Origin of the sequence: Streptomyces sp. SAJ15 (assembly GCF_007595705.1) — a bacterium.
Classification (GTDB): Bacteria; Actinomycetota; Actinomycetes; order Streptomycetales; family Streptomycetaceae; genus Streptomyces.
The window spans coordinates 45,763-56,543 of record NZ_NISY01000023.1; the positions used below are offsets into that span (position 1 = coordinate 45,763).

The window sequence follows — 10,781 nt, forward strand, 5'->3', positions numbered from 1 at the left end:
GAGGGATTTACCGGCCGCGGCGCCCCCTAGGCGGCCTCGGAACCGGCGTGCTCCTCCGCGCCCGCGGAGCCGGCCCCGTGGTTCCGCTGCCGCACACGCGGGAAGTGCCGGGTGGCGGCGGCCTGTTCGGCCTTGACCTCGGAGGCGTAGCGGTCGACGTACTCCTGTTCGGAGAGTCGCAGGATCTCGTACATGATCTCGTCGGTGATGGCGCGCAGCACCGCGCGCTCCCGCTCCATCCCCGCGTACCGCGAGAAGTCCAGCGGCTCCCCGAAGCGGATCGTCACCCGGCGCACCCGCGGCACCAACCGCCCCGGCGGCTGGATCTCGAAGGTGCCCACCATGGCGCAGGGCACCACCGGCGCCCCCGCCGCGAGCGCCATCGCGGCCACGCCGGTGCGCCCCTTGTACAGCCGACCGTCGTGCGAGCGGGTGCCCTCCGGATAGATGCCCAGCAGTCTGCCCTTGGCCAGCACCGCCAGACCGGAGCGCAGCGCCGCCTGGGAGGCGGTGCCGCCGCTGCGGTCGACCGGGATCTGTCCCGCGCCGCGGAAGAAGGCGGCGGTCAGCCGGCCCTTGAGGCCGCTCCCGGTGAAGTACTCGGACTTCGCCAGAAAGGTGATCCGCCGTGGCGCGATCGCCGGCATCAGAAAGTGGTCGGAGAACGAGAGGTGGTTGCCGGCGATGATCGCCGGTCCCTCCGCCGGGAGGTGCTCCAGGCCCTCGATCCGAGGTCGGAACACGAGCCTCAGCAGGGGACCCAGGAACACGTACTTCAGCAGAAGGTAGAACACGAGTTCGCTCCCAACTAGGTACCGAATCGGCTCAGAAGCTGCGTCGCGCCAGGTCGAAGGGCCTGTCGGAGAGCGTCAGTGTAGGCGCCGGAGTCGCCGGCTGTAACCACCCCCGATCAGGCCCGTGTCGGCCCCCGCGCGCCCCGCCCCTGCCTGGCATCGGTGTCCCCTACGATCTCACCACGCGTGAGCACCGCCATCCGTCGGTGATCGCGTGCCGCGACGGTGCCCGTACGGTGAGCGTCCACCGCTCCGAAGACCCCGACGCCTGCGCCCGGTCGCTGCGCCTGACGGGTGGGGAGTCGGCCGCCCTGCCGGGGGAGACGCGCCTGCGCACCGAGGCCGGTGCCTCGGTCGTGGCGGTGCTGCGCCGGGCCGAGGTCATCCCTCCCGGCGCCGGACTTCCGGCTCGCCGGCGGCGACACGCTGATCGTCGTCGGCGCCCCCCGACCCCGGCCGACGGGGCCGCCGCCCACGCGGCCCGTACCGCCGTGCCGGTGGGCGAGGCGCGGGCCGGAGCCGCCGACGTGGTGCCCCACACATAGCGAAGGGGCGTACGCGGTCCCACCGCGTACGCCCCTTCGTGCGTCGTTCCTCTTCGGGCGCCCCGTGGTCTCAGGCCCGGGTCGCCAGCACGCCCACCGTCAGCAGGGCCACGACCACCCAGCCGAACCAGAGCCAGCCGTTGCTCCCGAGTGTCACGGTGTAGGCCGTCACCGCGACCAGTCCCCCCACCGTGCACCCGGCCATCGTTTTCGCGGATCCGGACATCGGCATCCGGCAAACCTCCTCGACGAGGCCCGGCGGCTCGCCGCCCGGACCACGGGCAGGAGCACCATGTTCCCCCCGCCGTGACCCGTCCCGCTACCGTCCGGTCACCGGCCGCGGGTCTGGAGCGAGGCGAGGTACGCGTTGTACGCCGCCAGCTCGCGGTCGCCGTCCCGGTCGGCGGTGCGGTCCTTGCGCTTGGCCTGGCGCTGCTCGGACCGGTACCACTGGTAGACCAGCGCGATCAGCACCGCGACGGTGGGGATCTCGCTGAAGGCCCAGGCGATGCCGCCGGCGGTGTTCTGGTCGGACAGCGCGTCGATGCCCAGCGAGGACGGCGGGTTCTTGTAGGTGCCGACCATCGGCTCCGAGGCCATCATCAGCGCGATGCCGAAGAAGGCGTGGAAGGGCATGCCGGCGAAGAGCTCCAGCATCCGCATCACATAGCCGGGGCGGTGCGGACCCGGGTCCACGCCCATGATCGGCCAGAAGAAGACCAGGCCGACGGCGAGGAAGTGCACCATCATTCCGATGTGCCCGACCTTGGTCTCCATCAGCGTGTCGAACAGCGGGGTGAAGTAGAGCGCGTACAAGCTCGCGATGAACATCGGGATGGTGAAGGCCGGGTGGGTGATGACCCGCATGTAGCGGCTGTGCAGCACCGAGACCAGCACCTCGCGCGGGCCGCGGCGGCCGCGCCCGGCGGCCGGCAGGGCGCGCAGCGTCAGCGTCACCGGCGCACCCAGCAGGATCAGGATGGGCGACAGCATGCTGATGACCATGTGCTGCACCATGTGCACGCTGAACATGACCATGCCGTAGTCGTTGAGCTTGGTGCACATCACCAGCGCGACACTGAGCACACCCAGGGTGTAGGAGATCGTCCGGCCGATCGGCCACTCGTCGCCGCGGCTCCGCAGCCGGTACACCGCCCAGCCGTAGAGCGCCAGCCCCACCGCACAGCTGATCAGGAAGAAGGTGTCACCGCCGAACTCCAGCCCCCGCGACAGGGTGAACGGCGGCAGGTCCATCTCCATGCCGCCGTGCCCGCCGCCGTGCCCGCCGCCGTGTTCCATCCGAGTCCCTGCTTCCTTCGGCCGCCGCTTTCGCCTGCATGGTCGGGCGCCGCCTGTTCTGCTGATTTGCGGCGATTACGCCCGCACCAGAGTAGAACCGCCCCCGGCCGGAGCTTCGGCCGGGGGCGGTTCAGTGGAGTCACGGCACGTCACGACGGATCACATCGGGTGACGGCGGTTCGCGGTGGAACACGAGGCGTCCGACGGGCGTGAGGCGCGACGGGGCCGTCGGCGGCGCCGTCCGCGGGCGGGGACCGGATCGGCCCGCCCGGGAGGGTCAGAGCACGCACTCCGCCTCGGTGTACCGCTCGGCGGGCACCGTCTTGAGCGACTCGACGGCCTCGGCCAGCGGCACCAGCGTGATGTCGGTACCGCGCAGCGCGGTCATCATCCCGAACTCGCCGCGGTGCGCGGCCTCCACCGCGTGCCAGCCGAACCGGGTGGCCAGCACCCGGTCGTACGCGGTGGGCGTGCCGCCGCGCTGCACATGGCCCAGGATCACCGGCCGCGCCTCCTTGCCCAGGCGGCGCTCCAGCTCCACCGAGAGCTGGCGGGCGATTCCGGCGAACCGCTCATGGCCGTAGACGTCGGTGCCGCCGGTGTCGAACTCCATGCTGCCCTCGCGCGGCTTGGCGCCCTCGGCGGCCACCACGATCGCGAACTTCTTGCCCGCCTCGAAGCGCGCCCCGACCACCCGGGTCAGCTCGTCGATGTCGAACGGCCGCTCCGGCACCACGATCGCGTGCGCGCCGGCCGCCATGCCCGAGTGCAGCGCGATCCAGCCGGTGTGCCGGCCCATGACCTCCACGATCAGCACCCGCTGGTGCGACTCGGCGGTGGTCTTGAGGCGGTCCAGGGCCTCGGTGGCCACGCCGACGGCCGTGTCGAAGCCGAAGGTCACATCGGTGACGGCGATGTCGTTGTCGATGGTCTTGGGCACGCCCACGATGGGCAGCCCCGCGTCCGACAGCAGCCGGGCCGCCTTCAGGGTGCCCTCGCCGCCGATCGGGATGACGGCGTCCAGACCCAGGTCCCGGACGTGGCCCCTGGCCCGCTCCACGCCGTCCCGCAGATGGGCGGGCTGCACCCGGGAGGAGCCCAGGATGGTGCCGCCGCGGGCCAGAATGCCGCCGACGGCGTCCAGATCGAGCTTGCGGTAGTCGCACTCCAGCAGGCCGCGCCAGCCATCGTGGAAGCCGATGACCTCGTCCCCGTGGTCGACGACCGCGCGGTGCACGACCGACCTGATGACGGCGTTGAGACCGGGGCAGTCACCGCCGGATGTAAGGACACCAATACGCATGTGACCGAGATACCTCTGCAAATCGAACCGGACGGACTCCGGTCAACCGGACGGATTCCGGACCCCGTCGTCCGGTCGGATCCCCGTTACCCTAAGGCACACGCATGGCCCCCTTGCGGACCGTGACCAGAATCTGGACGGGGCCCGCACCGAAGTTCCCTCGGTGCGGGCCCCGTGCCGTCAGGCCGACGCCTGGCTGGCCGCCGCGATGCGCTCCGCGCGGAGCGCGTCGTACCACTGGTCGTTGACCGGCGGCAGCGCGTTGACGTCCAGCGCCAGCTTCAGCAGCAGGTCCGCGATCAGCGGGTTGCGGGCCAGCACCGGGCCGTGCATGTAGGTGCCGAAGACGGTGTCGTTGTACGCGCCTTCGAAGCCGTCGCCGGTGCCGTTGCCGTTGCCGTACCGCACCCGCGCGAACGGGCGGGCGGTCGGGCCGAGGTGGGTGACGCCCTGGTGGTTCTCGAAGCCGGTCAGCGGCGGCAGACCGAGCCGCTCGTCGATGTCGGCCAGCACGTCGCCGACGCAGCGCGCGCCCTCGCCGCGGGTGCTCACCACGTCCAGCAGGCCCAGGCCCGGCTCCCGCTGCCCGAGGTCGTTGATGAACTCGTGGCCCAGGATCTGGTAGCCGGCGCACACCGAGAAGACGATGGCACCGTTGGCCACCGCGCGGTTCAGCCCGCCGTCGCGGCGCAGCCGCTCGGCGGCCAGCCGCTGCGGCCGGTCCTCGCCCCCGCCGACCAGGTAGATGTCCCCGGAGGTGGGGATCGCCTGGTCCGAGCGGACGTCCACGCGGGAGACGTCCAGCCCTCGCTGGCGCGCCCGACGCTCCACGACCAGCACATTGCCCTGGTCTCCGTACGTGCTCAGCAGGTCCGGGTAGACCCACACCAGGCGCAGACTGTTCTGGCTCATGTTCCGATTCCTTCTCCGTACTCGGTTCGGATCCACTCGATACGGGTCTATGTACGGGTCAGTTGCCGACACGACGACGCAGGTCCTGGAAGGCGGTGTAGTTGGCGATGACCTCGATCCGGCCGGCCGGCGCCATGCCGACGGCCTCGTCCACGCTCTCGCAGACGCGGAAGTCGAGACCCGCGACCTCCAGCCGGACCGCGAGGTCCAGCTTGCGGTCGCCGATGACCATGATCGGGTGCCCGGCGAGCCGGGTGTAGTCCACGTCCCAGAGCCAGGACGTGTCGGTGCCGTCGGCGCCGCGCGCGTTCACCGACAGCAGAACCGGCGTGGGCGGACCGTCGATCAGGGAGAAGGTCTCCAGCCAGCCGGCGGGGTTCTTCGCCAGCAGCAGCCGCAGCTGGCGGCCCTGGAACTCCACCACGTCGTACCGGCCGGCCACCGCCTGCACCTGGTACATCCGCTCCAGCGCCACCTGCGGCGGCACGCCGAAGACCGCGGCGACCGCCGCCGAGGTGGCGGCGTTGGCCTTGTTGGCACGGCCCGGGAGCTGGAGGTGGATCGGCCACGCCGAGCCCTGCGGGTCCAGCACATAGTCGCCGTTGAGCACCCAGGTCGGCTGGGGGCGGCGGAAACCGCACTCCGCGCAGCCCCAGTCGTTGCCCGGGCGCTGCAGCACACCGCCGCAGGACGGGCAGGACCAGGCGTCGTCCTTCCACTCCTGGCCGGCCGCGACCCACACCACGTTCGTGGACGAGGAGGCGGCCCACACGATCAGCGGGTCATCCGCGTTCGCCACCACCACGGCCTTGGTGCCGGAGAGGCCCTCCCGCCACTTCTCGGCGAGCATCCGCGTCTCGGCGGCCCGGTCGAGCTGGTCACGGGAGAGGTTGAGCAGCGCGATCGCCTTGGGCTCCACATCGCGCGCCACTCCGGCGAGATACTTCTCGTCCACCTCGATCACGCCGTACCGGGCCTCGGAGCCCCCGGCCAGGGCCGAGGTGATGCCGGCGGGCATGTTGGCGCCCAGCGCGTTGGAGACCACCGGTCCCGCGGCGCGCAGCGCCTCGGCGATCAGCCGGGTGGTCGTGGTCTTTCCGTTGGTCGCGGAGACCAGGACCACGTCCAGGTGCTGAGCCAGCCGCCCCAGCAGATCGGGGTCGAGCCGTAGGGACACCTTGCCCCCGATCACCGATCCGCTGCCGCGGCCCGCGGCGCGCGATACCGCCGCCGCAGCCTTGCCCGCCGTCACGGCCAGCTTGGCCCGCGGCGACAGCGGACCCGAGTTGCCTGCCATCGTCCTAGATCCTCCTTGCGTCCGGCGCCGCGCCCGCCCCCTGGGCCGTCCGGTGTGTGCGCCCCCTCCGTGCCGAATCGCCAGCCGGGAGGCATCGGTCGTGGATCAGCCTATCGAGATCCGGCCGCCGACCCGAATCCCGGGACCTGGGACAGCTCCGCGGACCGTAGGCTTACGGGCATGCGAAACGGCACGATTCCCGGCAGCTCCGGGCGCGTACGCCCCATGCGACTGCTCGGAGATCCGGTGCTGCGCACCCCCTGCGCGGAGGTCGAGACCTTCGACGCGGCCCTGGCGGAGCTGGTCGAGGACATGTACGCGACGATGTACGCGGCCAACGGCGTGGGGCTCGCCGCCAACCAGATCGGCGTGGGCCTGCGGGTCTTCGTCTACGACTGCCCCGACGACGAGGACCGGCGTCACCTGGGGCACATCGTCAACCCGCGGCTGGTCGAGGCCGACGGCGTGAGCATCCGCGGCCCGGAGGGCTGCCTCTCCCTGCCCGGGGTCGAGGCGGGCACCCCGCGCCTGGACCGCGCGGTGGTCGAGGGCGCGACCGTCACCGGCCGACCGGTGCGGGTCGAGGGCACCGGCTTCTTCGCCCGCTGCCTCCAGCACGAGTGCGACCACCTCGACGGCGGCCTGTTCCTCGACCGGCTCACCGGTCTGCGCCTGCGCCGGGCCGAGCGCGCGGTCCGGCGCGCGCCCTGGGCCTCCTCCGACGCGCGGTAGGGCCTGCGGCCCGCGTCGGCGCTTGGGGCTGCGGGCGGTGTGGGCTTGGGGGTGCGTGGGCTGCGGTGGTGGCGTGTTGCGCCGGGTCCTCGGTGTGGTGGTTTCTCGCCGTTGCGGCGGGATGGGGTCCGGGTCAGAAGCCCGGGCCGCCCTCGCGGTCGCCGGCCTGTGCCAGGCGGCCCCAGAGCAGGTCCGTGAGGTGGCGTACCAACTGGGCGCGGGGGAAGGGGCGCTCGCGCAGCCACCAGTCACCGGCGGCGTACATCATGCCGACGATCCCGTGGCCCCAGGCCCGGGCCAGCTCGGCCCCGTCCGAGCCGAGGTCGACCCGCTCGATGATCACCTCGGCCAGTTCCTCGCCCATGCGGCGCAGCAACGGCGTGGAGTGCCGGCCGACGTCGAAGCCCGGGTCGGGCTCGACGTGCTGGTCGCCGTCGGCGGGGTGCATCAGGAAGCGGTAGACCTGGGGGCGCGCCTCGATGGCGGCGAGGTAGGTGTCCAGGGTGGCCTCGACCCGCTCCCGGCGGTCGCTGGGGGCGTCCAGCGCGGCGCGCAGCGCGGAGAGCAGGGCGTCGGTGTGCCGCTCGGCGAGCGCCCGGTACAGGCCGCCCTTGTCGCCGAAGTGCCGGTAGAGGATCGGCTTGGTGATCCCCGCCTCGGCGGCGATGGCGTTCATCGAGGCGTCCGGGCCGTCGCGCAGCACGACGCGGTCGGCCGCCTCCAGCAGCTCCCTGCGCCGTCGCTGGGCCGCCTGCCGCTGGTCGTCCCGATGGCTGATCTCCATGTGTGAGGTGCCTCCCCGCCCTGCTGTTCCGTGAGCCTGCGCAACGTAACACCCGGGCCGCCCGCGGGGTTCCCGGGACGGCGGGAGTTGACATTCGCTACTGGACAGTAACAAACTGCGGGTTACCGCCAGTAACAAACAGGGGAGGGGTCATGGCCGAGTTCTCGTTCGAGCTCAACGACGACCAGAAGGCCGTGCGGGAGTGGATCCACGGCTTCGCGGCGGACGTGATGCGTCCCGCCGCCGCCGAGTGGGACGAGCGCGAGGAGACGCCCTGGCCGATCATCCAGGAGGCGGCGAAGATCGGGCTCTACTCGCTGGACTTCTTCGCCCAGCAGTTCTTCGACCCCACCGGACTCGGCATCCCGATGACCATGGAGGAGCTCTTCTGGGGCGACGCGGGGATCGCGCTGTCCATCGTCGGGACGAACCTGGCCGCCGTCGCCGTCTTCGCCAACGGCACCGAGGAACAGATCGGCACCTGGGTCCCGCCGATGTTCGGCGACGCCGACGAGGTGAAGGTCGCCGCGTTCTGCTCCTCCGAACCGGACGCCGGATCCGACGTCTCCGCGATGCGCACGCGCGCCGTCTACGACGAGGCCAAGGACGAATGGGTGCTGAACGGCACCAAGACCTGGGCCACCAACGGCGGCATCGCCGACATCCACGTCGTCATCGCCTCCGTCGACCCCGAGCTGGGCGCCCGCGGCCACGCCTCCTTCGTCGTGCCGCCCGGCACCCCCGGCCTCTCCCAGGGGCAGAAGTTCAAGAAGCACGGCATCCGCGCCTCCCACACCGCCGAGGTGGTGCTCGACCAGGTGCGCGTCCCCGGCCACTGCCTGCTCGGCGGCAGGGAGAGGCTCGACGAGCGCCTCGCCAAGGCCCGCGAGCGGGCCCGCACTGGCGGCGAGCGGACCAGGAACGCGGCCATGGCCACCTTCGAGGCGTCCCGCCCGGCGGTGGGGGCGCAGGCCGTCGGCGTCGCCCGGGCCGCCTACGAGGTGGCGCTGGAATACGCCCAGACCCGCGTCCAGTTCGGCCGCCCCATCATCGACAACCAGGGCGTCGCCTTCCAGCTCGCCGACATGCGCACCCAGATCGACGCGGCCCGACTGCTGGTCTGGCGCGCCTCCTGGATGGCCGCCACCGGGAAGCCCTTCACCGCCGCCGAGGGCTCGATGTCGAAGCTCTTCGCCGGAGAGACCGCGAAGTCGGTCACCGCCCAGGCGGTGCAGATCCTCGGCGGAAACGGCTTCACCCGCGAGTACCCGGTGGAGCGCATGCACCGCGACGCGGCCATCTTCACCATCTTCGAGGGCACCAGCGAGATCCAACGCCTGGTCATCGCCCGCACGCTGTCCGGCACCCACATCCGCTGACGGCCGCTGCCCGCTGACGGTCGTTGTCGGCTGACGCACACTCGTCGCCCGCTGACACCCGTCGCTCGTTGTCCGCGGAACCCCTCGCCGCGCGGGTACGTTGCCCCGGCAGACGAGCCGAGCGGCGAGGGGTGCACATGACGGAACTGGTCTCCGGCGGGAACATGCCGCTGCCCGAAGACGGCGTCTCCCTGCGCGTCCCCGGCCCCTTCGACCTCTCCCTGCTCATCACCGGCGAGGACGGCCGGGTCGCCGGCGACGCCGACTTCGTCTTCTTCAACCAGCCCTCCGCCCCCGGGGCCCGGCTGCAGGGCGACACCCTCACCGTGCACCCGCTCCGGCTGCGGGCGGGCGCCAGCCGGGTCACCGTCGTGGTCTCGCCCGCCGCGCCCGGCACCCCGCTCGGCCGGCTGCCGGCGCCCGCGCTGAGCGTCACCACCGCACGGGGCGCGCGCATCGGTCGCTTCACCCCGCCGCGCCCGAACCACGAGACGGTGCTGCTCCTCGCCGAGATCTACCGCCGCGGCGCCGGGTGGAAGCTGCGTGCCCTCGGCCAGGGCTACGCGGACGGGCTGGCCGGCCTCGCCCGCGACTTCGGCGTCGACGTCGAGGACGACGGCACCGCGCCCACCACCCCGCCGCCGCGCGGCCCGGTGCCGCCCGCGGCGGGTCTCGGCGCCGCCCGTACGGCCGCTCCGCCGCCCGTCCCCGGCGCCGCCCCGTCGCCCTGGCCGCGCCCCGGGGCGCCCGTCGCCGACGCCTTCGGGGCCGCAGACGACTTCGCCGGGCTGGTCAACGCGGCCCGGGCCCGGGCCGGCGCGCCGCCGGTGACGCCGGACGGGCGGCTGGCGGCCGCCGCGCGGGCGCACGCCGAGGCGATGGCGGCCCAGCGGGCGCTCGCCGGGGAGGGGCGGGACGGGGTCTCCCTGCACCAGCGGATCACGGCGAGCGGCTACCGGGTGCTGACCATCGCGGAGCACCTGGTCTCCGGGCCCCGCACCCCCGCCGAGTTCCTCGACTACTGCCTCGCGGACCGGGAGCGCGGGGCGGCGGCGCACGATCCCGCGGTCGTCCACACCGGCCTCGGCCGGGCCACCGCCGCCGACGGGAACGTCTACTGGACCGCCCTGTGGGCCGCCCCCTTCACCCCCGCCGGACTGGCCCGTCTCACGGCCGAGGTGGTGGCGCTGACCAACGCCGAGCGGGCCGCGGCCCGCTTGGCCCCGCTGGCGGCCGACCCGCTACTGGCGGTCGCCGCCCAGGCGCACAGCGACGACATGGTCGCCCGCGACTTCTACTCCCACACCACCCCCGAGGGGCGCGAACCCTGGGACCGGGCGGCCGCCGCCGGCTGCCCCCACCGGGGCATCGGCGAGAACATCGCCTGCGGCCAGCGCGGCGCGGCCGAGGTGGTGCGGGGCTGGATGGACAGCCCCGGGCACCGCGCCAACATCCTGAAGCCCGACTTCACCCACATCGGCGTCGGCTACGCCACCGGCAGCCGCGCCGGCACCTACTGGACCCAGCTCTTCGGGGCGCGCTAGCTGTATTGCCCTGTGAGGTTGGGGACGCGGCTGGCGGGTGGTTGGCCTTTCAGCGCGGTGTGGCCGCGGTGGTGATTGTAGGTGTGCAGCCATTCGCCGAAAGCCGCGCGTCGTTCTTGCTCTGAGTGGTAGGGGCGGGCGTAGGCCCACTCGTCCAGCAGGGTGCGGTTGAAGCGTTCGACCTTGCCGTTG

Annotated in this window: 11 protein-coding genes and 1 pseudogene; 4 read left to right on the forward strand and 8 right to left on the reverse strand. The window is 72.7% G+C overall.

Annotation, left to right across the window (positions count from 1 at the left end):
* Nucleotides 1-26: 26 nt before the first annotated feature.
* Nucleotides 27-794, reverse strand: a complete 768-nt coding sequence (locus CD790_RS33050; protein WP_144387084.1) for a 1-acyl-sn-glycerol-3-phosphate acyltransferase — start codon at nucleotides 792-794, stop codon at nucleotides 27-29.
* Between the two features lie 149 nt (nucleotides 795-943).
* Between CD790_RS33050 and CD790_RS33055 the strand changes: the two are divergent.
* Nucleotides 944-1,235 (forward strand): annotated as a pseudogene (locus tag CD790_RS33055) (cation:proton antiporter regulatory subunit); the annotation flags it as partial.
* 174 nt (nucleotides 1,236-1,409) lie between these two features.
* Here CD790_RS33055 and CD790_RS35065 read toward each other — a convergent pair.
* The 5 genes from CD790_RS35065 to CD790_RS33075 form a co-directional block, all read right to left on the reverse strand.
* Nucleotides 1,410-1,571: a hypothetical protein gene (locus CD790_RS35065; protein ID WP_186319381.1), complete on the reverse strand. Its 162-nt coding sequence runs from the start codon at nucleotides 1,569-1,571 to the stop codon at nucleotides 1,410-1,412.
* A 98-nt stretch (nucleotides 1,572-1,669) separates the two neighbouring features.
* Entirely contained in the window at nucleotides 1,670-2,638 is a 969-nt protein-coding gene (locus CD790_RS33060; RefSeq protein ID WP_144387085.1) for a cytochrome c oxidase assembly protein, read from the reverse strand.
* A 277-nt stretch (nucleotides 2,639-2,915) separates the two neighbouring features.
* A complete protein-coding gene (locus tag CD790_RS33065; protein WP_144387086.1) occupies nucleotides 2,916-3,941 on the reverse strand; it encodes a 6-phosphofructokinase in 1,026 nt (341 codons plus the stop codon).
* 180 nt (nucleotides 3,942-4,121) lie between these two features.
* A complete protein-coding gene (locus CD790_RS33070; protein WP_144387087.1) occupies nucleotides 4,122-4,853 on the reverse strand; it encodes a type 1 glutamine amidotransferase in 732 nt (243 codons plus the stop codon).
* Nucleotides 4,854-4,911: 58 nt separating this feature from the next.
* Nucleotides 4,912-6,150: a MurT ligase domain-containing protein gene (locus tag CD790_RS33075; RefSeq protein WP_144387088.1), complete on the reverse strand. Its 1,239-nt coding sequence runs from the start codon at nucleotides 6,148-6,150 to the stop codon at nucleotides 4,912-4,914.
* Nucleotides 6,151-6,330: 180 nt separating this feature from the next.
* On the opposite strand from CD790_RS33075, the gene def reads away from it, so the two are divergent.
* Entirely contained in the window at nucleotides 6,331-6,882 is a 552-nt protein-coding gene (gene def, locus CD790_RS33080) for a peptide deformylase (RefSeq protein ID WP_144387089.1), read from the forward strand.
* Nucleotides 6,883-7,015: 133 nt separating this feature from the next.
* Here the strand turns inward: def and CD790_RS33085 are convergent, their stop codons facing one another.
* Complete coding sequence (locus CD790_RS33085; protein ID WP_144387090.1) at nucleotides 7,016-7,666, reverse strand: TetR family transcriptional regulator; 651 nt, start codon at nucleotides 7,664-7,666, stop codon at nucleotides 7,016-7,018.
* Between the two features lie 152 nt (nucleotides 7,667-7,818).
* Between CD790_RS33085 and CD790_RS33090 the strand changes: the two genes are divergently transcribed.
* Nucleotides 7,819-9,045, forward strand: coding sequence for an acyl-CoA dehydrogenase family protein (locus CD790_RS33090; protein WP_144387091.1), 1,227 nt, complete (start codon nucleotides 7,819-7,821; stop codon nucleotides 9,043-9,045).
* Nucleotides 9,046-9,182: 137 nt separating this feature from the next.
* Nucleotides 9,183-10,589 (forward strand): CAP domain-containing protein, encoded by a 1,407-nt coding sequence (locus CD790_RS33095; RefSeq protein ID WP_144387092.1) that lies wholly within the window; start codon nucleotides 9,183-9,185, stop codon nucleotides 10,587-10,589.
* On the opposite strand, the gene CD790_RS33100 is transcribed toward CD790_RS33095, so the two are convergent.
* Nucleotides 10,586-10,781: integrase core domain-containing protein (locus tag CD790_RS33100; RefSeq protein ID WP_144387093.1), on the reverse strand; the 196-nt coding region annotated here is incomplete at its 5' end. The two genes, CD790_RS33095 and CD790_RS33100, sit on opposite strands and share 4 nt — an antisense overlap.